This window comes from Dyella sp. RRB7, assembly GCF_022761115.1.
GTDB lineage: Bacteria > Pseudomonadota > Gammaproteobacteria > Xanthomonadales > Rhodanobacteraceae > Dyella.
On record NZ_JAKWJS010000006.1, the window covers coordinates 216943 to 242640 of the forward strand.

The following is a 25698-nucleotide window of genomic DNA, read 5'->3' on the forward strand; positions in this document are numbered from 1 at the left end:
ATGTATTTGTATGCACCGATGAATTCGTGGCGGTGGATGGCGGCTTTGCCGCGTTTGCCGCCGTGTCCCCGTATGCAGGAGTGACCCGTGACTTACCGTGATTTCCGCGTGTCGGCTGACGTGCCGACGCGACGTCGATGGCTGCCTTTTGCCGTGGCGGCGCTGGCCCTGCTGTCCGGCTGCGGCAAAAGTGCGCCGCCCGAAGAGGCAGCGCGGCCGGTGATTGCCTTGCCGGTGCAGGCGGCCGACGGCGCGCTGCGTCAACCCTTTCCCGGTGAGGTGCATGCGCGCTACGAGATGCCGCTGTCGTTCCGCGTGGGTGGGCAGTTGGTCGCCCGCCAGGCGCATCTGGGCGACACGGTGAAGAAGGGCCAAGTGCTGGCCCAGCTCGACGATGCCGACGCCACCCGTTCGCAGGCCTCCGCACAGGCCGCGCTGGAAGCGGCGGAACATCGGTTGACCTTCGCCACGCAACAACGCGACCGCGACGACGCGCAGGCCAAGCAGAACCTGATCAGCCAGCTGCAGCTGGAGCAGACGCACGATGCCTACGCCTCGGCGCTGGCCGCGCGCGACCAGGCGAAACAGCAACTGGCGCTGGCACAGAACCAGTCGCGTTACACCACGCTGGTGGCCGATCGCGATGGCAGCATCACCAGCGAGCAGGCGGACGTGGGGCAGGTGGTGGCGGCGGGCCAGGCGGTATTCGGTTTCGCCTGGTCCGGCGACCGCGACGTGTTCATCGATGTATCCGAGGACCGCCTTGCCGGCATCGCGGTGGGGCAGGCCGCCACGGTGACGCTGCTGGCTTTGCCCGGCGTAACGCTCGCTGCCCATGTACGCGATATCGCGCCGTCGGCGGACCCGCAGTCGCGCACTTATCGCATCAAGCTGGGGCTCGACCAGCCCGGCCCGCAGGTGCGCCTGGGCATGACGGCGCAGGTCAGCCTGGCGGCCTCGTCGCAGGCGGCCCAGGGCGTGCGCATTCCCGCGACGGCGCTGTTCCATCAGGGAGAACGGCCGGCGGTGTGGGTGGTGCGTCCCAACGACTCGACGCTGGAGCTGCGCCCGGTCAGCGTGCTGCGCTACGGCGAGCGTGACGTGCTGGTCGGCGGCGGGCTGCATGCCGGCGAGCGCGTGGTGATGCAGGGCGTGCACACCGTGTCCGCCGGCGAGAAGGTGGCGCCGATCGCTCCGCCGCATCCGGAGGATGCGCCGCTATGAACCAGGAGGGTCGCTTCAATCTCTCGGCCTGGACGCTACGGCACCAGTCGCTGGTGTTCTTCGTCATGGTGATGGTGGCGCTGTTCGGCCTGTTGTCGTACAGCCGCCTGTCGCAGTCGGAAGACCCGCCGTTCACCTTCAAGGTGATGGTGGTGCAGACCTTCTGGCCCGGCGCCGATGCCAAGCAGGTGCAGGAACAGGTCACCGACCGCATCTCGCACAAGCTGCAGGAGACGCCATCGATCGACTTCCTGCGCAGCTATTCGCGGCCGGGCGAGTCGCTGATCTTCTTCAACATCAAGGATTCCGCACCCGCCGCCAGCGTGCCCGATACCTGGTATCAGGTGCGCAAGAAGGTGGGGGACATCGCCGCGCAGTTGCCGCCGGGTGTGCAGGGGCCGTTCTTCAACGACGAATTCGGCGACGTCTACACCGATATCTACGCACTCGAAGGCGATGGTTTCACGCCGGCGCAGTTGCATGACTACGCCGATCAATTGCGCGCCGAACTGCTGCGCGTGCCCGGCGTGGCCAAGGTCGACTTCCTTGGCGACCAGAACCAGCACGTCTATATCGAGATGACCAACGCGCGGCTTGCCAAGCTGGGCATCAGCCCGCAGCAGCTGGCGCAGGCCATCAACCAGCAGAACGCGGTGGCCGCGGCGGGCGTGCTGACCACGGGGGACGACCGTGTCTTCGTGCGCCCGACCGGGCAGTTCGACAATGTCGATGCGCTGAAGAACACGCTGTTGCGCATCAACAACCAGAGCTTCCGGCTCGGCGACATCGCCACCATCCACAAGGGCTACGACGACCCGCCGAGCCAGCAGATGCGCTTCATGGCGCGGCCGGTGCTGGGCATCGGCATCACCATGCAGCCGGGTGGCGACGTCATCCATCTCGGCAAGGCGCTGGACAGCGCGACCGTGTCGTTGCAGAAACGCCTGCCGGCCGGACTGAAGCTGTCCGAAGTCACCAGCATGCCGCATGCGGTGTCCCATTCGGTGGACGATTTCCTGGAGTCGGTGGCCGAGGCGGTGATCATCGTGCTGCTGGTGAGCCTGCTGAGCCTGGGGTTCCGCACCGGCATGGTGGTGGTGATCTCCATCCCGTTCGTGCTGGCGGCCACGGCGCTGTGCATGGAACTGTTCGGCATCGGCCTGCACAAGGTGTCGTTGGGCACGCTGGTGCTCGCGCTGGGTTTGCTGGTGGACGACGCGATCATCGCGGTCGAAATGATGTCGGTGAAACTGGAGCAGGGCTGGACCCGCGTGCGCGCTGCCGCGTTTGCCTATACCAGCACGGCGTTCCCGATGCTCACCGGTACCTTGGTCACCGTGTCGGGCTTCCTGCCGATTGCGCTGGCCAAGTCGGGCACCGGCGAGTACACGCGCTCGATCTTCGAAGTGTCGGCGATTGCATTGCTGGTGTCGTGGCTGGCGGCGGTGATCGTGATTCCGCTGCTGGGCTATCACCTGCTGCCGGAGCACCACCAGCGTGCCAAGCCGGGCGAGGAGTGGTGGGCGCGCGCGATGCCGCAGCGGTGGAACGCGGCGCGCAAGGCGAAAGCCGCGGCCATCGTGCACAAGGACGGCGATATCGAAATCTACGACACCGCGTTCTATCGCCGCTTCCGTGGCTGGCTCGATTTCTGCCTGAAGCGCCGCTTCCTGGTGCTTGGCGCGACGGTGGCGATATTCGTGGTGGCGCTGGCCGGTTTTGGGCTGGTGCCCAAGCAGTTCTTCCCCAGCTCCGATCGCCCCGAGCTGCTGGTGGATCTGCGCCTGCCGGAAGGTGCCTCGTTCGATGCAACGCTGGGCCAGGTAAAGCGCTTCGAGGCGGCGATCAAGGACCGCAAGGAGATCGCCAACGTCGTCAGCTTTGTCGGCAGCGGCGCGCCGCGTTTCTATCTGCCGCTGGACCAGCAGCTGGCGCAGCCGAACTTCGCGCAGTTCGTGATCACCGCCAAAAGCGTCGAGCAGCGCGAACAACTGGCGAATTATCTCGATGGCCTGCTGCGGCGCGACTTTGCCGCCGTGCGCACGCGCGTGAGCCGGTTGGAGAACGGCCCGCCAGTGGGCTTCCCGGTGCAGTTTCGCGTGCAGGGTGACGACATTGCGACGGTGCGCGGCATTGCCGAACAGGTCGCCGGCGTGATGCGCGCCAACCCGCAGACCAGCAATGTGCAGTTCGACTGGGACGAGCCGGCGGAGCGTTCCGTGCGCTTCGAGATCGACCAGATCAAGGCGCGCCAGCTGGGCATCACCTCGCAGGACGTGGCCGGTTTCCTGGCCATGACGCTGTCGGGCACCACGGTGACCCAGTACCGCGAGCGCGACAAGCTGATTGCCGTGGACTTGCGCGCGCCGCAGGCCGATCGCATTCATCCCGACCAGATCGAGCGACTGGCGATTCCCACGCCCAGCGGCACGGCCATTCCGCTGTCGCAACTGGGGCGTGTCACTTATGGCCTGGAATACGGCGTGATCTGGGAGCGTGACCGCCAGCCGACCATCACCGTGCAGTCCGATACGCGCCATGGCGCGCAAGGGCTGGACGTCACCAGCGCCATCGACAAGCAGCTCGACGGCATTCGCAGTCATCTGCCGGTGGGCTATCGCATCGAGGTCGGTGGCTCGGTGGAGCAGAACCAGAAGGCGCAAGACTCGATCAATGCGCAGATGCCGTTGATGGTGATTGCCGTGCTGACCTTGCTGATGATCCAGCTGCAGAGCATCGGCCGCACCTTCATGGTGGTGTTGACCGCGCCGCTGGGATTGATCGGCGTGATCGGCTCGCTGCTGCTGTTCCACCAGCCGTTCGGCTTCGTGGCGATGCTGGGCACCATTGCGATGTTCGGCATCATCATGCGCAACTCGGTGATCCTGGTGGACCAGATCGAGCAGGACATCCAGGCCGGGCATCCGCGCTGGGAAGCGATCATCGGTGCCACCGTGCGGCGTTTCCGGCCGATTACGTTGACGGCCGCGGCGGCGGTGCTGGCGCTTATTCCATTGCTGCGCAGCAACTTCTTCGGACCGATGGCGACCGCGCTGATGGGCGGCATCACCGTGGCCACGGTACTCACCTTGTTCTATCTGCCGGCGTTGTACGCCGCCTGGTTCCGCGTGCGGGCCGATGAGCCGGCACAGGAGGTTGCACCATGAAACGCGCGAACATGCTCAGGCTGACCTCGCTGGCAACTGCCGTGTGGCTTGCCGGTTGTTCCTTTGCGCCACCGCCCAAACCACCGGCGGCGCCTTCGCCGGAAAACTATACGGTGGCACCGGTGACGCCGGTCAGCGCGGAAGCGGGCGGCGTGGCGCAGCATTTCAACCAGGGCGAACATCCGGTGCCGGACTGGTGGCGGCTGTACGGTTCGGACACGCTCGATGCCTGGGTGGACGAGGGGCTGCGCAACAACGCGTCACTGGAGGCGACGCGGCATACGCTGGAAGCGGTGCACCAGCAGTTCCGTGCCCAGGTGGGCGCGACGCAGCTGCCATCGCTCGACGCGCAAGGCCAGACCAGTCGACAGCGTGCCCTGGGCCTGCCCGATCTTGGCCCGCCGACCAATCTCTACAACGTTTATGCAGGCCAGCTGAGCCTGGGCTATACCTTCGATCTGTTTGGCGCCACCCGCTACGGCATCAAGCAGGCGGCGGCACAGGTGGATCAGCAGGCCCTGCAGCTCGATGGCGCGCGGCGGGCGCTGGCGGCGAATATCGTGATCACGGCGATCAACGCATCGTCGCTGGCCGAGCAGCTTGCCATCAGCGAACGTGTCGCCGTGCTGGCGCGCGAGCAGGCGGACCTCACGGCGAAAGCCTATCGCCTTGGCGCGGCGTCCCACGATGACATGCTCACCGCGCAGCAGAACGCGGCGGCATGGGATGCGTCCTTGCCGCCGCTGCGCTTCCAGGCGCAGCGGGCCCGGCACACGCTGGCGGTATTCATGGGGCGCACGCCCGACCAGGCGCCCGAGGTGCTGCCACTGGCGCAGCTGTCCTTGCCCGTCGATGTGCCCGTGAGCGTGCCGTCGGACCTGTTGCGGCAACGGCCTGACGTGCTGGCCGCCGAGGCGGCCGTGCAGGCGGCCTCGGCGCAGGTCGGTGTCGCCACGGCCAATCTGTTTCCGCGCATTTCGCTGTCGGCCTCGCTGGGTTCGGCCGCGTTCAAGGAAGCGGCGCTGTTCACCGGGGCAGGTTCCATATGGAGCGCCGGTGTGTCGCTGGCCCAGCCGATTTTCCATGGCGGTGCCTTGATGGCGCAGCGCAAGGCCGCCATCGCGGACTACCAGGCCAGCCTGGCGCAATACAAGCAGACCGTGCTCAACGCCTTCCAGAATGTCGCCGATTCGCTGGCCGCCCTGCAGCAGGATGCGTTGACCTTGCAGTCCTCGCAGGCTGCCTCGGCGGCAGCCGGGCAATCGTTCAACGATGCCAGGTCGCGTTATCAGCTGGGTTCGGTGGCGTATCCGGCCACACTTGCCAGCGAACAGCGCTGGCAGAACGCGAAGTTGTCCGATGTGCAGGCCACGGCCGCGCGCCTGGTGGATACCGCGGCGTTGTATCAGGCGATGGGAACGTCGCCGGAGGCGAGTGGCGGAGCGCTGGGTTACCAGCCGGCTCGATGAGCCGCAGTAGCCTCCCTGCGCATCGGCGCAGGGAGGCCACGAGCACGAGGCCTTACAGGCCGATCGCGGTTTCCGCCTTCACGTACGGCAGGTTGTGCGCCTGGGCCACCGGCTCGCAGGTCACCTGGCCTTCGGACACGTTGAGGCCGTTGCGCAGGTGGGCGTCCTGCGCCAGCGCCTTCTTCCAGCCGTGGTTGGCCAGGGCGAGGGTGAAGGGCAGGGTCACGCTGTTGAGCGCGAAGGTCGAGGTGCGGGCCACCGCGCCCGGCATGTTGGCGACGCAGTAGTGCACCACGCCGTCCACCACGTAGGTCGGGTCGGAATGGGTGGTGGCGTGCGAGGTTTCCACGCAGCCGCCCTGGTCGATGGCCACGTCCACGATCACCGAACCCTGCTTCATGGTGCGCACCATGTCGTGCGTCACCAGCTTCGGCGCGGCGGCGCCCGGCACCAGCACGGTACCGATCAGCAGGTCGGCGCGACGCACCAGCTCTTCGATGGCCGCGCGGGTGGAGAACACGGTGGAGATCGAGGTGCCGAACTGGGCTGCCAGGCGCTTGAGCGCATCGGCCGAGCGATCGACCACGGTGACCTTGGCGCCCATGCCCACGGCGATGGTGGCCGCGTGGGTGCCGGACACGCCGCCACCCAGGATCACCACTTCCGCCGCCGGCACGCCCGGCACGCCGCCGAGCAGCACGCCGCGGCCGCCCTGGGCCTTCTCCAGCGAATGCGCGCCGACCTGCGGCGCCAGGCGACCGGCCACCTCGGACATCGGGGTCAGCAGCGGCAGCGAACCGTTGGCGGCCGTTACCGTCTCGTAGGCGATGCAGACCGCGCCGGAGGCGATCAGGTCATGGGTCTGCTCTGCGTCGGGGGCGAGGTGCAGGTAGGTGAACAGGATCTGGCCCTTGCGGAGCTTCTTGCGCTCCACCGCCAGCGGCTCCTTCACCTTCACGATCATGTCGGCTTCGGCAAAGATCTGGTCAGCGCCGTCCACGATGGTGGCGCCGGCAGCGGTGTAGTCAGCATCGGTGATACCGGCGCCGATGCCGGCACCGGCCTGCACCAGCACCTGGTGGCCGTGGTGCACCAGTTCCTGCACGGACGACGGAACGAGGCCCACGCGGTACTCGTGGTTCTTGATTTCTTTGGGCACACCGATGCGCATGGCTGGATCTCTCTTGCTAGTGGGAGGGTTGCAGGACCGGCGTTGTCTGGGTGCCGGAGACGCAGCAGTATGATCGGTGTATTGAGCAATTTCTCGCCAATTTTGCGCCGTTTTCGGTCGTCATGTAGCACAATAATCTGTGTAATTTCATATTTAGAGAATTTTATGTCACAGGTTGATTTGGCCCTCGACGAGCGGGATCGGGCGATCCTTCAACTGCTGCAGCAGGACGGCCGGCTGACCAATATGGAGCTGGCCCTGCAGATCAACTTGTCCCCCTCGGCCTGTTTGCGCCGGGTGAAGTTGCTGGAAGAGCGTGGCTTGATTTCGCGCTACGTCATGCTGCTCGACGAAAAGGCCGCGGGCCTGCCCGGCACCGCCTTCGTGCTGGTCACGCTGGATCAGCAAGGCCGCGCCGCGCTTGACGCTTTCGAGGCCGCCATCCAGCGCCATCCCGAAGTCACCGAGTGCTGCCTGCTCGCCGGCGCGGCCGACTACATGGTGCGCGTGGTCTATGCCGATTCGGCCGACTTCGAACGCATCCATACCGACATCCTCACCCAGCTGCCGGGCGTGGTGCGCGTGCAGTCCACCCTGGCGCTACGCACGGTGAAGCGGACCACCGCGTTGCCGGTGTGAATCGCGACCCATCCTGCTCTACGGTGACGTCCCGGCCTGAATCTTGGCCGTTCGCCTGTCGGCGTCAGTGATGGGTGATGTGCTTCCATGCACCCGGGCCGAGTCTTCGTTCTTCTGCGAGTGGTTCGACATGGCCGGCGCGCTTGTCGAAGGGATGCCCTGGCTGGGCGTTTTCGTGTCCTGTGCCAAGGCGGACATCGAAAACAGCGAAAATGCCAGAGCGGCAGGCATGACCAGGTGGCGGATGCTGGTTTTCATGGTGGGATGTGCTCAGAGAGTCGCCTGAAGGAATCGACAAGGCTTGATGAAGGCTTGTCGGATGAGCACGGGCGAGGGCTCAATCAGCGACGCTCACGGCGGAGACCCATTGGAGTAATAGACCACTCCCGCTGGCGGTGGCGGTGGCGGCGGTGCGGTCTCATAGACGACCGCGGGTGACGCCAAGTTTTGGTGTGCAGATCACGGTGACCACTGAACAGCGTTCCGGCATGGTCTGAACAATGCGCTGGTTTTGAACACCCGCTGCTGTTGCTCAATCAGCCAACTCGAAAGGTCCGCTCTGGGTCGGAAGCGGACTTCGCGACGAAGATCGCCAGGTCTCCAAATCGACGTGAATTGCGAAATCACCGGAAGGCGCCATTGAGAGCAGCCCAGGAGTAACGCGGAAGTGCAACAGCCTTGCGCAGCGCGGTGCCTGGAAGGTTATCCGACGCTGACATAGCGCGGAAGATCGTCACAAGTTGCTCCCTATAGAGCACCAACCCAACTGCCACCTGCAACTCCAGCAGCGTCAAAAACATCTCCAGGCCAACTGAGTCGATATATAGCGCGGTAGGTGCTGTTTCCGGGTGCAGAACGAGGATCAGGACCAGCGAGGCGGTCGCCACACTGAAAAACCAGCCGCGGATGTCCTTTCTCTGCCATTCCGCATTGAGCGCTTCGAACGTGAACCATCGAGGATCCAGCCAGGCCATCACCCCTCCTTTCTCTTCACAACCCGCAGAATTGCGACTGCACCATGTCCGCTTCGGGTCGGAAGCGGACGCTTCAGTTTTCAACTTTTGCCTCCCGCCACCCTCGCACAGCATCGAGCACCTCGCCGCCCCGCAGCGACTGAATATTCCGTTGCTTATATGGAGATGAACTAGCGCGAGCTATTGGACATGAAAAATTAATTGCCTCGGCGAGTTTACTCAGGTAGCCGCGGCCTTCATTCTGGTAGCAACTAACTTCGTCCTCATTGAGCACCATGAGGAAGCTGTATCCCACGAAACTATATTCACAGGACACATCTAGCAGAAGTTGCGCGCCGTCTTGGAGCAAGAACCAAAATTGAGGCTCATGTTCAATGACCTTCATGCGTAGCCTCCCAATATCGATGTCTGCTGTGGGTCGGAAGCAGCCGTTGCCCTAGATCGAGTTCGCGTCCGGATCGATGCGTTCCGAGGCCGTTACCCGTTGGTTTGAGGCCGGCCAGATCAGCGCGGTGACTGCCACAGAGACTCCGAGCGCGAGCGGCGTTACGAAGAAGAAATGCGTTGTAACGCATGCCATGACCGAAGACGCGATATGCAGAACAAACGCTCGTCGGCTCGGCTTGCCGCGCTTCATCAACAAGCACCCGACGAGAATCGACGCCACCGAAAAGAACAATAGCAAGAACGAAACGACGCTAAGGAGGCCCTCACTTACCCACTGAACCAGAAGGGGCCCCTTCATGATCCAGGCAATTGCCACTACGAGAATGCCCGCAGTAATTGCGCCCTTACGTGTGCGAAAAATCACGAAAATCCCCCTTTGGATTCAATATCTGCCGACCCACCGCCCCGTCTCAAACCACTTCCGACAATGTCTGCTTTAAATCGGAAGCGAACATTTCACTTACGGCGCACCGCTTCAATTTCTTCCCATGACATCATCGCGACTTCCTTAGCTCACGGACGATCAGGAAAAGCCAGAGCGCCGGGTGTAAGGCAACGAGGGCACTGAACACCCACTTCCCAATGATGCGGGATGTCGGCTCGGGCGTCATGGAGTACGGGAAGTAGTCGTATGACTGCGCCCACACTACCTTGATGACCACAATAGCCAGCGAAATTGCCAGCAGAAGCATCGCCACGAGTACGAGGACCTTCCTGGAGCTTGTCCACTGGTGTTGTAGACGCATATCTCTCGCTGAATCGGACGCTGCATGCGTGGCTTCGTCAGCCCGGCTTTCCTCTTCAAGGGCGTACTCGCCTTGGTCGGCGGCCGCCATGATCTCGAGCGCCAACGACTGTTGCTCATCACGGACGAATAGCCGGACTCCCCCCAAGGCGTTGAGCATGAGCGGATTGGCCTGTGCATGATTGACGCCTGTCAGATGCGCATCGATTCCCTCCGCCTGCAGGCGCCCCAGCAAGACTTGCGCTTCAAAAGGGGAAAAATCGCGCGCGAGTTGGCTATAACCGATGCCTCGCTCGTCTGTTTTTGTCATGGCAATCCCAGATCCCCAAGCCGATGAATGACTAACGATGACCTGCTCGCGCCATACGGTCAACTTTCGAACGGAAGAACCTGTGGACAACCCGTAGCCCAGGCCATGTCCATTTCTAATTCGCCGCGGAGGTCCGCTTTGGGTCGGAAGCGGACCTCACTGCTCTTTGGGAAAGAGCTGCTCCCTTGCCGCCTGCCACTCCTCCCAGCATTGCTCAGCAACGATATCGGGATACCCCCGTTCTTGCTCGCCCTTCAAGGCCACGCTGAACGGTAAAGTGATGCATGTGGCGCTATCCCTTATGGCAATGACCTGGGCTTCCGTCAGGGGCTGTTCAAGCGTGCTTTCTGCACGATATAGCAGGGTAACCAGCGGCGGTATGAAAACCAGGCACAGCGGATCGTCCTTTGGGTCGCTCATGCTTCTTCTCCCTGAATCCATTCAATCGAAATGTTTGCTTCGGGTCGAAAGCGGACCTGTAGCGTTGCCCAAATCGATTACGCGGGCTGGACCCCGATCAATGATTCATCGCCCAGATAACAATTACGGACAGGAACGCAACGGTGGACAGCCCATTGAGAATTGCACTGGAATAGTAAGAACGTCTTCCTGCGCGCTGTTTCCAAAACACGGTAGCAAGAAACCCGCTGAACAGCGCCGCCCCCAGCACTACCAAGGCTCCCACCCAACCTTCACCCTTAAATGCGCTCGCGGGCGCATTGGTAGCACTTACCCACAGGCTGGTCGTAACCAACAACAAAAGCCCCGAACCAAAGACGTTCATAGCCCCACGGACCGTCCTCAACACCATATTCATCAGCGTTCCTTCGTATGTGACCGTCACAGCATTGTGATCAATCCGTTTTTTGCAAATTTCTGCTTTGGGTCGATAGCGGGCCGTTCCAGAATATAGCCATAAGAGCCCGACGACACCCCTGGTCAGCCCCAGCGGGGTGTTCAATGGTTACCGGAACCGGTGTTCAACCCGACCGGAATCCGCAGGTGAATAGCGCGTGGGTTGGAGGCTCCCCATCCGTGCGGATGCCTCCGTATCACTCAGTCTTAGTGGTCCGCCGGTTTGGGCGTGGCGATGAAGCCATGCTGTTGACCTGCGGCATCTATGTATTCCCCGGAGACGACGCCGAAGTTGTTGATGGTGGTGGCTAGCGTGTCTGCCGCGCCCGGCACGTCGAGGGTCTGGAACTTGCCCTGCGTTTTGACGAACGCATGGATCTGCCCGGTTCCGGTCCAGTAATAGCCTGCGATCTGGCCCACGTCGTTGATCGCGAAGGCTACCGTGCTCCCGGCGTTGGGAACGTCCAGCGTGGTGATCTTTCCGTTCGCGTCGCGGTAGAAGCCGTGCGGCACGGGGGCTTTCGGATTGGTGTCCCAATAGCCGATGGATTCGCCCAGGTCGTTGATGCCCAGCGGATAAGTTTCGGCGGCGCCAGTCACATCGAAGGGCGTATCCCAGCCGTGCCCGCGACGCAGGATGCCATGGAAGGCGCCATCCGCGTCCCAGTACACCCCCAGGATGGTGCCGAACTCATTGATGCCATCCACGTTCGAATTGAGGTGGCCGGGAAAGTCCACGGTTTCAAAATGATTTCCGCGCAATACGAAGCCGTGCTGCGTGCCCGAGGCATCGGCATAAGCGCCATAGGTCACGCCCAGGTCATTGGGGCCGCCAGCGGCGCTGAAGTAGGTGCCCAGCGCGGCAGGGTCGAGCAATTCGAAATGACCATGGCGATACACCATGGCGTGGGCCGTGCCGCCATTGATGGCATATTGGCCGCCCAGTTCGCCGAAATCGTTGATGCCCCAGAAGATCGTCTGCGACGAGCCGGGGTAATCGAGCGTCTGATAGCTGTAGGTTCCCACGCTGGTGGCGGATGCGGCGACATCGGCATCGGCCATGGCAACGCCTGCAAGGCTGGCGGAGGCCAGCACCAGTAGACCCGTGGCCCTTGTGAGTCGAGCATAGGTAGCGCGATGATTCGACATGATTTCTATCCTCTTTGGATGCGATGGGTGATGGCATTCCCTGGGTTTGAGGCCGTTCCGATCTGCGCCATCCCCCTTTACAGCGCAAAAGGGGGGCGGATGCCGACATCGCCGAAGCCGCCTTTTTCGCAGGTGCTCACCCGCCGGTTGCCGGGGCGCCCACGCGCATGAACGCCGAGCTCCACATCACCGAGGTACTCGCGCGTGCCGCCAACGGCGACGCCACCGCGTTCGATACGCTGATCCCCAAGGTCTATGCCACCCTGCGCCGCCTGGCGCACCGCCAGCGTGCGCATGAAGCGGCGCACACGCTCGAAACCACGGCGCTGGTCCATGAGGCCTATCTGAGGCTGGTCGTCCAGGACGGCGTTGCCTTCGCCGATCGTGCGCATCTCTATGCGTACCTGAGCCAGGTGATGCGCCGCGTCCTGATCGACCACGCGCGCCGGAAGAACGCGCAGAAACGCCAGGCCCCCGACATGACGGCGGCCGAGACTCCCTCGGACATCATCGACGTGCTGGCCATCGACGAAGCGCTGACCCGGCTCGCGGCTGCCGACGAGCGCCTTGCGCGGGTAGCCGAACTGCGGCTCTTCGCCGACCTGTCGAGCCAGGATATCGCCGAGGTGCTGGGCGTCAACGCGCGCACGGTCGAGCGGGACTGGCTGAAGGCGCGTACCTTCCTGTCGGCCTGCCTGCTGCCGGATACGTGAGGCGATGTCGGTTCCGGGCGGGTAAATACGCTATAGGGACATATCAGCACGGGAATACACGCCGCCGATGATTTCCGCCTTCTCCCAACGCTGGCATGAGATCGAGCCACTGATCGACCAGCTGTTCGATGTGCCTGCCATCGAGCAGGCCGAATGGTTGCGCCGGCATTGTGACGACCCGACCTTGCGCGCACTGGTCACGCAAGCCCTCGGCTATGCCCCCGGCGTAGAGGCGCTCGAGCGCGGCATGGAGCAATGGTTGCCTGCGCTCGCCGACGTCCAGCCCGATGCACTGCCCACCATTTCCGGCTATCGCGTGCTTCGCTTCGTCGGTTCCGGCGGCATGGCCAGTGTGTTCGAAGCGGCCCGCGAACTTCCCGGCGGCCCGCAGACGGTGGCGCTCAAACTGCTGCGCATCGACGTCCACGATGCCGACGAGCGCCGCCGCTTCCTGCGTGAGCAACGCATCCTGGCACGGCTGCAGCACCCGCATATTGCGCAGTTGCTCGATGCTGGCTTCTCCCCGACGGGTACGCCGTTTCTGGCGCTCGAATTCGTCGCCGGTGAGGATCTCGTAGCGCATTGCGCGCTTCGTGGCCTGTCCGTGCGCGAACGCCTGGCCTTGTTCATCGATGTGTGCTCGGCAGTCGAGCACGCCCATCGCAACCTGATCGTGCACCGCGACCTGAAGCCGAGCAACGTGCTGGTCAACGCCGAAGGCTGCGTCAAGCTGGTGGATTTCGGTATCGCCAAGCTGCTCACCGGCGAAGGCGAACACACGCGCACCGAGGCGCGCCGCCTCACCCGTTCGTATGCCGCGCCCGAGCAGTTCGCGGGGGACGTCGCCACGACAGCCATCGACGTGTACGCGCTTGGCGTGCTTCTGGCCGCGCTCATCGGCGATCAGCAGCCGCATCGAGTCGACGCCCATGCCGATGCGAAAGCCTCCGTCTTTGACGATGAAGCGCTGCGTCGAACGCTCGGCGTCGACCTTCATGCCATCGTGCAGGAAGCGACACGAGCGGACCCCGCCCGTCGATACCCCAGCGTCGCCGCGCTAAGCGCCGATATCCAGCGCTACATCGGCGGCAAGCCGTTGCATGCACGTGCGGACACGCTGGCATATCGAGCGGTCACGTTCGCCAAGCGCCATGCTCTGGCCGTTTCCATCGGCGCCGTGACCGCCATGATGCTCGCCGGTGCAACGGTGGCCGGCCTGCACGAAGCGCGCCTTGCCCGGCGTGCCGCCGATGAGGCTCGCTCGCAGGCTACCGCGGCCGAGAGTGAAGCGCATCGGGCGGACGCGCTCAAGACGTTCCTTGAAGGCCTGTTCGACAGTTCCGCGCACGGCACGGAGGCGAACGAAACCGCCGAGGAACTGCTTTCACGCGGACGCGAGCGAGCCGACCACGACTTCGCCACGCAGCCCGCGCTTCGTGCCGAGATCCTCGCGCTGGTAGGCGACCTGGACCGTCGCAGCGGCCACCCTGAGCGCGCGTGGCAACCCCTCGAGGAAGCGGCCAGCTTGGCGAATGCGCAGTTCGGTGCGACGGATCGGCGTACGTTGCACATCGAATACCTGTTCGCCAAAGAAGCCGATGAACTCGGTCGCTTCCGCGAGGCGAGGTCGCGCCTCCAGGGCGCGATCGAAGCCTTCGATCCAGGACCCAACCATGACTCGCCCGAGGAAGTGCAGGCGCTCGCATGGCTTGCTGGCCTGGATGAACGCATCGGCGAATCGGACAAGGCCATCGACATTGGCGAGAAGGACGTCGCATTGGCACGTCGCATACTGCCGAACGACAGCGAGGCGCTGACCGAGGCGGTACTGAATCTCGGCTGGATATTTATGGATGCCGGGCGCTCCAGCCGCGCAGAGCCGCTGTTGCGGGAAGCACTGGCGCGCAAGCGGCGTCATCTTGGCGCACGACATGCCGACGTCGCGGACACGATGGCCATCCTCACCTCGGCACTGACCAAACTCGGTCACTATGGCGAGGGCGAGCAGCTCATGCGCGACGCGCTGGACATCGATGCCAACGCCTATACGCACCTCAATGCCCATACCGCCTGGCATCTCAACGACCTCGCCATCGTGCTTACGCTCGAAGGCAGGTTCGACGAAGCCAGAGCCTTCTATATCAAGTCCATAGCCATCGATCGGGCGTTGACGCCGTCTTCCGAATCCAGTGAGGCGTTGAGCATGGCCAACGTGGCCAGGCTTCGCTACCGGCAGGGCGCCTACGCTGAAGCCGAGACGGGCCTGCGCGATGCGATCCGCCGAAGGCAGCGCCTGCTGGGCGTTGACTATGCCGACAATGGTCGCAGCTACGACCGCGCGAGTCTCGCCCAAGTGCTCATCGCACGCGGGCGCTTCGACGATGCCCTGATCAATGTGGAGGGCGCGCTTGCCGAGGCGCAGCGGCTGCATCGCGGCGCCCATCCCGATACCGCTTTCGCCCTTGCCGTCGAGGCCGAGTTGATGGCGGCCAACGGCAAGCTCGAGCGTGCGGCCACGACGGCTGGTCAAGCCGTCGCCATGTACGCTGCACTGGCCGATCAGAGTTCGGAGAAAGCGATCCGGGCGCGCCTTCTGTATAGCGACATTCTGCAGGCACTCGGGCGCAGCAGAGATGCGGCGCCCTACCTCGACAGTGCCCTTGCCGCGGCGAGCGCCATCACGCCGAAGGCGGCGGCCCTTGTCGCGCGTACCCAGGCGGACCTTGCGCGCATCGATGCCTCGCTCGGTGACTTGGCCATGGCGGACCGCCTTCGCGTCGAGGCAAGAATGTCGCTCGCCGATATCCCCGCGGGGCCAAACACCGATCGCGATGCCGCGATGCGCTTGCTCGCAAACGCGGGGCTTGCCGCTCGCTGATCCAGATGGGTATTGAGGTGGATGATTAGCCTGCCGCGACTATTCATGTAGTCACTCCTCGACATGTGCGTCTAAGCAAAAGCAACTCATTGGGAAAGCGGCTGCGCAATTTCATTCGTCGCCAATCGCAATATGTTGTCGATTGACAGCGTCGGCCGGCATATATTCTTATGCGCGCACCGCGGCACGACTCCCGCGGCTGGGACTTTAATCGCCGCGAGGCGAGTTGCTTTGGGCAGGGAGCCTGGCGTGACGAAATAGAACATGCACATGCATTGATTCAGCCGTTTTTATTCAGGCCTGCTGCGACGGGGAATGGTTTCGTGCATGCGGGCCAGGTCGCATGGGGGGATTTGATAATCCTCCGGCTTGATTTCTGTTGATCATCTCAATCGATTGTCTCTTGCCGGTCTTGCTGGCAGGCGGATAGCGGCTGGCCTTTTCCAACCGGTGTGTTGACACGTGCATCCCATCAAGCAGACGACGTCGGCCGTGGCCGTCTTCCGGCGGAACCAGCCATGAGCGAAGAACTGTTCCGCCAGCAGGCCATTGATGCCAAGCGGCAGCCGTGGCTGGGAAGCGTGCGGCTTGTCACGCCGGTCTCCCAGGGATTGTGGACGATGGCGGTGCTCTTGATGGGGATGGCGATTGCGCTATGGCTTTACGTGGGGCGATACACGCGTCGCGAACACGTGGCGGGCATGCTGGTGCCGCAAGCAGGCCTGGTGGACATCACCTCGCAGAGCGCGGGTACGGTGACGGCATTGCGAGTGGAAGCACCAGCAGCGCCACGGCAACCTATGGCTCGGATGGATCGCTGACCGGCGTGAGCATCAGCTGCCCAGCGATACGGTTCCGTCGATCACCACGGGGCGGGCGGCGCCAACGGGAGCGCCGGTACCGTCGGCAAGATCATCAACGGTGCCGTGGGTCTCAATGGCAGCGGCAGTTCCATTGCCTGCAAGAACAGGTAAGCGGTTGCTGTTATGACGTATGGCCGGGGGCGGAGCTCGCCCCCGGCATTGAGGATGGTGTAATGGCCTGGTCGAATACCGTTTCGAAAGTGCTGTGTGCATGCGTCGGCATGCTGTGCATGCGATTGGCCTTTGCGGGTTCGCCATGGGTCAATGACTGGAGCACGCTCGGTCCGTACGGAAGTCGGCTCATGGAAGCAGCGACCGCGACCGACGAGCCGGCCCTTATCGCGGTGGAGCGGATCGCGCGTACCGACGCTTCCGCCAACGGCAGGGCTTACACGCTTTTGGCCCAAGCTCTTCGTGCGCGCATGCATTTCGACTTCGTGGGGGCCGACGCCAAGGCATCGCGATGCATGTCGATCGCGGAGCAGGGGGCTATGGATGGTCCGCTGGCGCTGTGCGGCTGGCTCAGGATGAATATCGCTGGCCTGCGAGGCGACTACCCGGCCATGGCTGCCCTGGCAGGCAGGTTGGCTGCGGCCAATCGTCGGCTTATGCAACAGGCGGGTTTAAGCGACGACGATGTGGCGCACGAGCCAGCGCTTTCGTTCCTGCGCGGGCCTGAAAGCTACCGGGGCGTTCTCGATAGAAAGCCGCCCCGCGTTGTATTCGTGCGCGACGAGCACGTTCCCGTGCGCCGCAATGCATCGGGCGAGTTGATGGTCAATGTGCACGCCAATGGCGTTCGCATGGACTTCAGTCTGGACACCGGCGCGGGACCCACGGTGATTTCGCACAGGGTCGCTTCAGCCATCGGTGCGCAGATCACTCCGCGCAAGGAAGTGATCATGGATGTCCTCGGTCATCCAGCCGAGGTGCAGCGCGCCTACATCAGGTTTCTGTCGGTGGGGTCTTTCACCGTGCGCGATTTTCCGGTGCTGGTCGACGGGGACGACGCATCGGCACCGCTACTTGGCATGGATTTCCTGAAGTTGATGGGGGCATTCACGCTGACCGACGATACGTTGGTCGTCGGGTCGAGCAACCACGCGTGCCACGACAAGGCACTGCTGCGCTCGGCCGTGTTTCCCGATCCTATGCTGGTTCTCCTGCCCTTGGAGACAAGTGACGGGGTGTTTCATGCACTGCTGGATACCGGGGCGGCGAGGATTTATGCCATGAGCCCGTGGAGTCTGCGGAGCAGATTCGGCATCAAGGACGCCGAAACTCGTTTTAGCGTGGAAGGGCTGGCAACCGCGAGCGGTGGTGGCGGCCTTGCATTCTATCTCCCCACGGAAATGAGCATTACCGAGGGTGGTAACTCATTGCACCGAGAGCTTCGCCTTTACACGAACTTGTCGCTGAACGCCGATCTGACCCTTGGCCTGCCAGCACTCAGGGATTTTATCTTCAGCTACGACTTGCAACGCGGCGTAGGGTGCGTGCAACCAAGGTCCATGCACTAGCGCGTAAGCATTGGGGCGGCTTTCGCCCCGGGTCCCGGAAGGGCATTCAACAAAAAGGAGTTTTATCCCGTGCGAAGGTTGACTTTGCGCGAGCTCGCGTTGATTGCGGGTGGCGACGATGCGCTGACGCGATATGCGCATCCGCACGGTGCCTGTCTTTGCGGTATCCAAACAAGTGGACTACTGGGAGTTTCCGCCCTTCGACGTGGTGGAGCCTCAGCTCAGGCGCCTGCACGGGGCGCTGGTGAGCAAACGATCCTCGCCATTTTTCCAGGCGATGCTGAGCCTGGTCGGCATCACGTTTCTTCATCCCTTTCTGGATGGCAACGGGCGAACGTCGCGTATTGTTTTCAACGCACTTATCGACACGGATGAAGCCTATATCCCTCTCAAGGAGATCCAGTACCTCTCCAAGGGCGGCTTCACCCTGAAGCTCAAGCAGGCATGGCTGCACGGCAACTGGAATCCGGTCGTCGAATTCTTCTGCTCCAGCATCGATATGGCCGAGCTGATGTCAAAAGGGCGGGCGTTGCGTGGGTCTATCGACGGCGGCGGGGCTTTTTTTAGCGCATTAGGATATGGCGGTGGCAAATGTCAGCCAGGAGTTACCCGATAGGCCGAGGATCCTCAAGGAGGCGCAATAGATTTACGGGGGCGCTGGTTCGCAAGGCGTAAGCGTGGTGGCTATTGTTCTATGGCAGCGCCGTTAATATGGCGAAGGAAACGAACAACGAGTTCACCATGACCCGACGCAACTAATTGCTCCGCAGTTCGCCCGCCGAGGCTATCGATAGGGTCTTCGACGTACCAGCGGAGAAGATTTATTGAATCTGGTTCAATGCGAGCCGCTTCATTGATGACTGCGATCAGAACGCGACTGACATCTATGGGGTTGAGGTGCTGGCGTTCAGCAATGGAAAGGTTTTGCCCGGGCTGGTTCGCGTCCGCCTTCATTGTTGACTCCCTCTTGCGGTGTGTTCGCCAATAAAAGCGCACGTTTTATAGAACTTCGCCCCCATCGCCGCGTACGTTCCGTGGAGAAACTGAGTCTGAGACCGCTATAGGCAGCTAGACCGATCACTTATGTCATCCAGTGACTTTCGATCGACCACATCTAACATTGGGCCATGCCGATGTAGTCGCGAATAGCCCCCTATTGGGGGCGGGTAAGAGAGACGGCACCCAGTTCGAACCGGTACGCCGCCCCCAAACAGGGGAGATTCGTCATGCGTAAAAGGAGCGAAACTTCTGGGATTAAAGGGCGTCGCCAGCGGCGGGCTTCGGTGAAAACTACGCAAGGATGGTCATTTCCACATGAGGATATCTCTCGTGACAAACGCAGAAAAAAGCTCGTGGACAGAGGCGTATGAGGGAGGCAGCCTGGAAGCCGAACGTCAAGGGTTTCGTCAGCTCGCACAGGCAATGCTGGATATCCAGGAAAAGAATAGGGAGTCCGCGGGTGTTTCACATGCGATGCGTACACTCCATTCAAAGATATTGGTTGGCGTGACCAACGCTGAGCTGCGCATGGACTCGGATCTTCAGAGTCAATTTCATGTCGGGCACTTCATTCCAGGTGCGGTCCTTCGTGCTTCGATCCGCTTCTCTAATGCTAGCGGCGTGCCAAAGCGCGATGATGCGGCGGACATGCGTGGCATAGCGATCAAGCTCACCTTGCCGGGCGGTAAGGCACACGATCTATTGATGACGAACTATCCTGTCTCACACGCGCGCAACGCTAAGCAGTTCGTCCAGTTTGCGACCATTGCCATGGGCGACCCAGCAACATTGAAAGAGCGGCTCGTCGCGCACTTCGGCGTCGATGAGGCCATGCGAATGATTACCACGGTGATGAAGGGCATGCGTCCCAGTCCTGGGCTACAAGCCGAAGCTTTTTGGAGCCGCGGCGCTCTGCTCTGGGGCTCGTTTCCTGTCCGTCTGATGCTTCGCCCTTGTCTTTACACAAGTGTCGAGCAGAGTGAAGCGCGGCCTGCGACGGCGGATGGGCTGCGTGAAGGCTTTGCAAACGTGTTGCATGAACGGCCAATAGCGTATCGGCTTGCCATCCAGTCTTACGTCGATGAAGAACACACGCCGATTGAAGATGCTGCCGTTGAATGGCTCGAAAGCGTGGCGCCTCCGGTCGAAGTGGGTACCCTCGTGATTCCATCGCAGAATATCCTGGGCGAGGAAGGCCTGCGTGACATGGCGAAGGTGGACGAGATGGCATTCAATCCCTGGAACGCCCCGGCTCTCTTCCGGCCATTGGGAAATATCAATCGCGCGCGCGGCGAAGTGTACGGGGCGAGTGCCAAAGCGTGGGGCGCCTCTTCCAACGCTTGAGCCCATCACCCGGCTTGGTTCTGTACGGCTCCTGGTCGGCAAGACAGGAGCCGCTTTTTTGGAACAGAAAGACTCAGGGGCGGTGTGTATCAAACGTCAACGAGTGCACGGGGGGATCTTCAGGTAATCACGCATCTTTTCTGCAGAGAAGTGGGTCAAGGCTGCAGGGAGTCCGGCCGGGTTGTAGCCGATGTTCTGCGGAAACAACGATGCGCCATACACAAACAAGTTGTGCAGATCCCGGCTTTGCGAATGGCGGTTGACGACGCTGTTACTCGGACCGCTTCCCATGATGGCTCCGCCTGTCATATGGATGGACTGGTAAATTCGCGCGCCGTAATCCATGCCAGGCTTCATACAGAAGATGCTGTGGCTCTTGGGCTTCATGGCGCGCGAGATGGCATCGCCGTTGCCTTCTTGGGCCGCCGAGTGCGCCCGACAAACGAGGGCCGCACTCGGAGCCTTCGAGGGCTTGAATCAGATATTCTCCCGAATCATTTCGAGCACATCCGCACCCCGGCCGTTCAAGATCGCGCGTACCGAGTACATTCCCAACCCGATGATGGGTTTGGCCTCGATCTTGGGGGGCTGAACCAGCTCGAGCTGATTCACGTGTACGTTAAGGAGGGCAGGGCCGGGCTGCGCCAGCCAATCTCCAATCGCGGCGTCAAGTTCGGAGGCCTTGCTAACGGTCCTTCCCCACAGGCCAATGGCTTCGGCGACCTTACCGAAATCGGGATTCTTGAGCTTGGTAAACGTATCGAGGATGCCTTCGGCTTTCTGCTCCATCTCCACGAAACCGAGCTTGCCGTTATCGAACACGATGATTTTTACGTTGGACTGCTCTTGAACGGTGGTGATGAGTTCACCAAAGAGCATGGTCAATCCGCCGTCACCGCAACAGGCAATGACTTGCCGATCCGGTGCCGCTTTCTTCAGACCCAACGAACTGGGCAGTGCCGAAGCCATCGTGCCATGAAGAAGGCTGCCGAATACTTTCCGCTTCCCATTCGTTTCGAAGAAGCGCAGCGCCCAGACAATCGGTGAGCCATCATCGGCCACCAGTAATGCGTTCTCGTCCGCTCGTTCATTGATGACGGACATCAGGTAGGACGCGGGAATGCTGTCGTTCGGGCCAGGCTTGAGGTGCTTCTTCCAGTCGGCCATGGCGCTCTCGTGCTTCTTGAGGGCGTTTTGGAGGAACGATGCGTCTGGATTGGCATCGAGCAGCGGAAGAAGCGCCCGGAGCGTCGTCTTGATGTCGCCGACCGCGCCGAAGGTGACGTGATGCCGGCGGCCGATATGAGTCGCTTTGATATCGATCTGGATGATCTTGGCATGGTCCGGATAGAACTGACGCCATGCAAAGTCGGCACCCAGCACCAGCAGCGTGTCGCATTCGAGTACGGCGTCATAGCCCGCTTTATTGCCAAGGATGCCGGTCATGCCCACGTTGTATGGATTATCATGCTCGAGCGCGGACTTGGCACGCGATGTATGCGCGACGGGTGCGTTGAGGCGCTCGGCTACCGCCTTGATCTCTTCGAGTGCGCCCTCGCAGCCAGAGCCTGCGTAAATGGAAATGTTGTTTCCCTCATTGAGTATCTTGGCGATCTCAGCGAGTTCCTGGGTGTTGGGGCAGATGTCCGGGCGGGCATGGTGCACGCGGTAAGGGAAATCCTCTTTGACCACGCCGTGCGACATGTCGACGGGCACAATCAATACCGACACGCCGCCGAGGGTCAGAGCGGATTGGCAGGCGGCGACCGTCTTCTTGCGTGCCTGCTCAGGTGTCAGGATCATTTCACAAAACACCGTGCATCCCTCGAACACGGTCTTAAAGTCCACTTCTTGGACGAATTCAAAGCCCAGTTCATTCATCATCACCTGACTGGCGATGACTACGACCGGGGCACGGTTGCGATTGGCCTCATACAAGCCGTTGATAAAGTGCAGACTGCCCGGTCCACAGGACCCCGCACATGCGACCAATTCGCCAGTGAGTGATGCTTCGGCCCCGGCCGCGAACGCACCGGCTTCCTCATGACGTACGCTTACCCACTCGATTGAACTCTTGTTCAGGTTCTCGGCAATGAGGTTGAGCGTGTCTCCGACGATGCCATAGCACCGTTTCACACCCGCCTGCTCAAGTACTTCAACGACAATCTCAGCAACTTTTTTGCCCATGACAAACTCCGAATGGCAGAAAGAAGAAGCGGCGCCACCACGCTGTGAATGACGGGCCAGGAAATCGAAAAGCACCGCTTTTGGATGCTTCAGCCGGCAGTCTGCAGTAGCGAATTGGTGCCACCTATCCCCCTGATGGGGGCTTATCTGTGCGCTGACCCCGAGCGGTGGTCGCGACCATCAGTGAGAAAGGCATGCATACGTGGCGATAGCGGCCAACTACCCCGTTTGGGGGGATGCTTCGCACCGCATGTCGCGTCCATTGTGTAAATAGCCGCCGTCGCGGCCATGTCAATAACGAAGACACGCAGCTGCCGAGGATGGTTATGAGCGTATGGGTAATTCTGTTAACAACGGTGCATTTGGGTCTTTGCGCGGTTGCATTGATACTGGGTGGACGCGCGGTTGTCCGTTGGTCTTTCGCGCCGTTTCATCCAACGCGTGAATCGGCCTTCCTTTATACTGGCCTGGCTGCAACGGTGACTGGCTTCGTGTTTCCCTTCCATGGCATCACACCAGCCATCATCATTGGCCTGATCTCCTGCTTCACCCTAATAGTCACACTGCTCGCCCGTGCCCGCCTCGCGAGCAAAAAGCGCCTGTGGTCACTCGTTTTTGCCTGCGGTTTACTGACCGCCCAATACCTTCTGGTGTTTGTGACCATCGCCCAGGCATTCACGAAGATTGGAGCCCTGCATGCGCTTGCGCCGACACTCAAGGAGGCGCCTTTTGCGCTTGCACAGGCGGTGGCATTGATAGCGTTCCTGACGCTGACCGTGCTGGCTATTCGGCAAGTGCTCAGCCCGCGTAGGGCCAAAAGATGCTGACCGATACCGTATCGCGCACTGCATTTCTGCCGCAGTGCAACCGCGATACCTCGCATGGGTGGCTCTGCTGATGTGACCATCCTGCTTCCTAAGGAAGCCAAGCATGTCCTGCGGGCGCCGCTGACGTAGGCTTCGGACGCGGATGATCATCGACGAAGCCAGGGCCTGCGTCCCGGCCGCACGTATCGCGTGGACGGCTCGGCTCAATTGCCTTGATCCATGAGGAAGGTTGACGCCTGACACTTTTGAGTCACGTGCAATACCCTTCGGGGGTAGGAACTGTACCCCTTAGAAGGCATCACCCAAGATAGCTAGCGGGTACTTTGGCTTGGCAAAAGTACAAGGCTCCGTGTGGGTTCGCCGAGTGAAACGGCGCACCTTTCAATCCCCCTCCGCCGCGCTAGGCAACGCCTGCGCTATGGAAATCGCAATAGCGCGCTGTTGCGCCGTCCAGTCGCGCTGAGGCGGGATGGAGCGCATGGATGCTAGAAAAGGGCTGGCAGGGCGGCTAGACGTTCATGGAAGTCTTTGGCAGTAGCCGTACCGTCCGGTGATCTTTAGGGGCGATTGCCAAGTGAAACTCAAGCACATCCGCTGTGCCTAACCGAGTTTTCGAGGTGCTTTATGAATGGGTGCGTTTGCGTGGAGGACATCAACTACGTGCGGCCACCGGTTGTTGTAGAAGCCGCGTTTTCCCTTGATGTTTCTTCCCATGTGCAAAACGTCGCGCAAACACGCGGTTTGCTCGACGCCATTTGGCTAGCCGCTGAGCGGTTTGAACGCGATGAACTGCTGAGGTACGTGGCAGTCATCAATTCGCTTATTCAACGCCAGGATGTGATCGCCCAACGGTGGGCTAGCCGTGAGGAACTGGAGACGCTTTTGGCCATCGGCCTCATCTGGCAGGATGAGGCCGCACGCGCGCTGGAGTTGGCCAGTGCAGTGCTGAAGCGCTCGGCCACGCAGCGATTTCGTCTGGTCCTATTGACGGTCGTGCGTTACGCCTGCTGGAAAACCCGCAGGCTCGGTGTGTTTTACGATCTTCCGATGCCCCGCCACTATTGGGGCCGCCTGAACATGCAGGCGCTCAAAATCATCAATCTGTCGCTCGAAGCAGCGGCTGAGGCCGAACAGTTACGCTTGAAGTTGGCGGAACGAAACGCCCGTCGCGCCGTCGCGTTGAGTGAACTGGCGTTCGGTGTCGATGCCAACGCTGCGTTGCTATCGCGATGCGTGCTCGCGGCAGTCGCCTATGAAATGGGCGGCATAGAGGAGTCCCACGCACTGATTCGTGGCCGCGATGCCGCCATTGATCAATACGGCTCTGCGGACACCACTTTATGGGGCATGACGGTGGCCGCGCGTATTGCGATGGCCAACCAGCAGCCCAGGCAAGCGCTGGCGGTTATTCGAAGAGCCCATGCAGTGAGCCGACAACGTGGTTGGAAGGCATTGGCGGCGCACTTCGTTGAGCAGGAGATCACGCTGCTGATCAGCGCGGGACACCTGTTGCTCGCAACGCAAACGTTGACACGCGCGTTGCGACGTGAGCCGTCGATTGCACAACTTGGTTTGCCGATAGACGAAATGGCATGGCCGTTGGAGGCGGCCCGTTTGCGCATCGCATTTGCTACCGGCGATTTCGCCCAGGCAGCCGACGGCTTCACTCGGTTGAGCTGCTGGTTGAACGAGCGCAATCAGGAAACATTCGCCGTGCGCTTTGCAGCGCTCGCGGCTGCCAGCCTATTTCATGGCGGGCACCCGGAAGAAGCCTGCGCAGGCTTACTTAAGGCGCTTGATCTGGGGGCTTCGGCCGGATTTTTCCGCACCTTCGTGGACGAACTGGAAGTTATCGCGCCGTGCCTTCGCAGGACTCGCGCATCGATGAAGCATCAGTTGGGCCATCTCAATGCTTATATAAATGCGATACTCGCACCCCGTAATGTGGCGGTCGCCGTTCCTGAGAACAACGCTGCCCACGAAATGACGCAGATACTCAGCCGTCGCGAAATCGTAGTGCTGCATCTGATCAGCAAGGGATATTCCAACAAGATAATCGCGCGTGAACTGCATATCACGCCTGAAACAGTTAAAAGTCACATCAAGCGTATGTCGCTTAAGCTCTCCACCAAAAGACGTGCAGAGGCCGTCGCGCTTGGAAAGTCGCTTGGAATTATCTAACGGCGCATGGACCCGTTTTACCTGATTCACGCTCGA

General features: G+C 61.6%; 24 protein-coding genes. 12 read left to right on the plus strand and 12 right to left on the minus strand.

Going from position 1 to position 25698, the window contains the following annotated elements:
• Positions 1-87 precede the first annotated feature (87 nt).
• From MJ606_RS14745 to MJ606_RS14755, 3 genes are read left to right on the plus strand one after another with little or no spacing between them, the layout of a single operon-like run.
• Positions 88-1224, plus strand: coding sequence for an efflux RND transporter periplasmic adaptor subunit (locus MJ606_RS14745; protein WP_243050295.1), 1137 nt, complete (start codon positions 88-90; stop codon positions 1222-1224).
• A complete protein-coding gene (locus MJ606_RS14750; RefSeq protein WP_243050296.1) occupies positions 1221-4391 on the plus strand; it encodes an efflux RND transporter permease subunit in 3171 nt (1056 codons plus the stop codon). The genes MJ606_RS14745 and MJ606_RS14750 overlap by 4 nt, the downstream gene beginning before the upstream one ends.
• The gene (locus tag MJ606_RS14755) at positions 4388-5860 is read left to right on the plus strand and encodes an efflux transporter outer membrane subunit (RefSeq protein WP_243050297.1); all 1473 of its coding nucleotides are present in this window, start codon (positions 4388-4390) and stop codon (positions 5858-5860) included. The genes MJ606_RS14750 and MJ606_RS14755 overlap by 4 nt, the downstream gene beginning before the upstream one ends.
• A 52-nt stretch (positions 5861-5912) precedes the next feature.
• Here MJ606_RS14755 and ald read toward each other — a convergent pair whose 3' ends face one another.
• Entirely contained in the window at positions 5913-7031 is a 1119-nt protein-coding gene (gene ald / locus MJ606_RS14760) for an alanine dehydrogenase (protein WP_243050298.1), read from the minus strand.
• A gap of 165 nt (positions 7032-7196) precedes the next feature.
• Here ald and MJ606_RS14765 point away from each other — a divergent pair, with 165 nt between their 5' ends.
• On the plus strand, positions 7197-7670 hold the full coding sequence (locus MJ606_RS14765) for an Lrp/AsnC family transcriptional regulator (protein ID WP_243050299.1): 474 nt from the start codon (positions 7197-7199) through the stop codon (positions 7668-7670).
• An 18-nt stretch (positions 7671-7688) separates the two neighbouring features.
• Here the strand turns inward: MJ606_RS14765 and MJ606_RS14770 are convergent, their stop codons facing one another.
• The 8 genes from MJ606_RS14770 to MJ606_RS14805 form a co-directional block, all read right to left on the minus strand.
• Positions 7689-7928, minus strand: a complete 240-nt coding sequence (locus MJ606_RS14770) for a hypothetical protein (protein ID WP_243050300.1) — start codon at positions 7926-7928, stop codon at positions 7689-7691.
• Positions 7929-8293: 365 nt separating this feature from the next.
• Positions 8294-8644, minus strand: coding sequence for a hypothetical protein (locus tag MJ606_RS14775; protein ID WP_243050301.1), 351 nt, complete (start codon positions 8642-8644; stop codon positions 8294-8296).
• A gap of 73 nt (positions 8645-8717) precedes the next feature.
• Positions 8718-9029 carry a hypothetical protein gene (locus MJ606_RS14780; RefSeq protein ID WP_243050302.1) on the minus strand — a complete coding sequence of 104 codons (312 nt, stop codon included), beginning with the start codon at positions 9027-9029 and terminating at the stop codon, positions 8718-8720.
• A 51-nt stretch (positions 9030-9080) separates the two neighbouring features.
• Entirely contained in the window at positions 9081-9455 is a 375-nt protein-coding gene (locus MJ606_RS14785) for a hypothetical protein (protein ID WP_243050303.1), read from the minus strand.
• Between the two features lie 130 nt (positions 9456-9585).
• Positions 9586-10146: a hypothetical protein gene (locus MJ606_RS14790; protein WP_243050304.1), complete on the minus strand. Its 561-nt coding sequence runs from the start codon at positions 10144-10146 to the stop codon at positions 9586-9588.
• Between the two features lie 156 nt (positions 10147-10302).
• A complete protein-coding gene (locus MJ606_RS14795; RefSeq protein WP_243050305.1) occupies positions 10303-10566 on the minus strand; it encodes a hypothetical protein in 264 nt (87 codons plus the stop codon).
• Between the two features lie 97 nt (positions 10567-10663).
• On the minus strand, positions 10664-10963 hold the full coding sequence (locus MJ606_RS14800; RefSeq protein ID WP_243050306.1) for a hypothetical protein: 300 nt from the start codon (positions 10961-10963) through the stop codon (positions 10664-10666).
• Positions 10964-11208: 245 nt separating this feature from the next.
• On the minus strand, positions 11209-12150 hold the full coding sequence (locus tag MJ606_RS14805) for a hypothetical protein (protein ID WP_243050307.1): 942 nt from the start codon (positions 12148-12150) through the stop codon (positions 11209-11211).
• Positions 12151-12317: 167 nt separating this feature from the next.
• On the opposite strand from MJ606_RS14805, the gene MJ606_RS14810 reads away from it, so the two are divergent.
• From MJ606_RS14810 to MJ606_RS14830, 5 genes are all read left to right on the plus strand, one after another.
• A complete protein-coding gene (locus MJ606_RS14810) occupies positions 12318-12863 on the plus strand; it encodes an ECF-type sigma factor (protein WP_243050308.1) in 546 nt (181 codons plus the stop codon).
• A gap of 343 nt (positions 12864-13206) precedes the next feature.
• Positions 13207-15741, plus strand: coding sequence for a serine/threonine-protein kinase (locus MJ606_RS14815; RefSeq protein WP_243050372.1), 2535 nt, complete (start codon positions 13207-13209; stop codon positions 15739-15741).
• Positions 15742-16259: 518 nt separating this feature from the next.
• Positions 16260-16562 (plus strand): hypothetical protein, encoded by a 303-nt coding sequence (locus tag MJ606_RS14820; protein ID WP_243050309.1) that lies wholly within the window; start codon positions 16260-16262, stop codon positions 16560-16562.
• 215 nt (positions 16563-16777) lie between these two features.
• Complete coding sequence (locus MJ606_RS14825; protein WP_243050310.1) at positions 16778-18124, plus strand: retropepsin-like aspartic protease; 1347 nt, start codon at positions 16778-16780, stop codon at positions 18122-18124.
• 133 nt (positions 18125-18257) lie between these two features.
• The gene (locus MJ606_RS14830) at positions 18258-18740 is read left to right on the plus strand and encodes a Fic family protein (RefSeq protein ID WP_243050311.1); all 483 of its coding nucleotides are present in this window, start codon (positions 18258-18260) and stop codon (positions 18738-18740) included.
• A gap of 68 nt (positions 18741-18808) precedes the next feature.
• Here MJ606_RS14830 and MJ606_RS14835 read toward each other — a convergent pair whose 3' ends face one another.
• The gene (locus MJ606_RS14835) at positions 18809-19078 is read right to left on the minus strand and encodes a hypothetical protein (RefSeq protein WP_243050312.1); all 270 of its coding nucleotides are present in this window, start codon (positions 19076-19078) and stop codon (positions 18809-18811) included.
• Between the two features lie 375 nt (positions 19079-19453).
• On the opposite strand from MJ606_RS14835, the gene MJ606_RS14840 reads away from it, so the two are divergent.
• Positions 19454-20467 (plus strand): catalase, encoded by a 1014-nt coding sequence (locus MJ606_RS14840; protein WP_243050313.1) that lies wholly within the window; start codon positions 19454-19456, stop codon positions 20465-20467.
• Between the two features lie 96 nt (positions 20468-20563).
• Here the strand turns inward: MJ606_RS14840 and MJ606_RS14845 are convergent, their stop codons facing one another.
• Together MJ606_RS14845 and MJ606_RS14850 are read right to left on the minus strand one after the other, a co-directional pair.
• Entirely contained in the window at positions 20564-20812 is a 249-nt protein-coding gene (locus MJ606_RS14845) for a GMC oxidoreductase (RefSeq protein ID WP_243050314.1), read from the minus strand.
• A 132-nt stretch (positions 20813-20944) separates the two neighbouring features.
• Positions 20945-22654, minus strand: a complete 1710-nt coding sequence (locus MJ606_RS14850) for a thiamine pyrophosphate-dependent enzyme (RefSeq protein ID WP_243050315.1) — start codon at positions 22652-22654, stop codon at positions 20945-20947.
• A gap of 326 nt (positions 22655-22980) precedes the next feature.
• Here MJ606_RS14850 and MJ606_RS14855 point away from each other — a divergent pair, with 326 nt between their 5' ends.
• Entirely contained in the window at positions 22981-23481 is a 501-nt protein-coding gene (locus tag MJ606_RS14855) for a hypothetical protein (RefSeq protein WP_243050316.1), read from the plus strand.
• Between the two features lie 642 nt (positions 23482-24123).
• Positions 24124-25662 (plus strand): LuxR C-terminal-related transcriptional regulator, encoded by a 1539-nt coding sequence (locus MJ606_RS14860; protein WP_243050317.1) that lies wholly within the window; start codon positions 24124-24126, stop codon positions 25660-25662.
• The last annotated feature ends 36 nt before the right edge of the window (positions 25663-25698 follow it).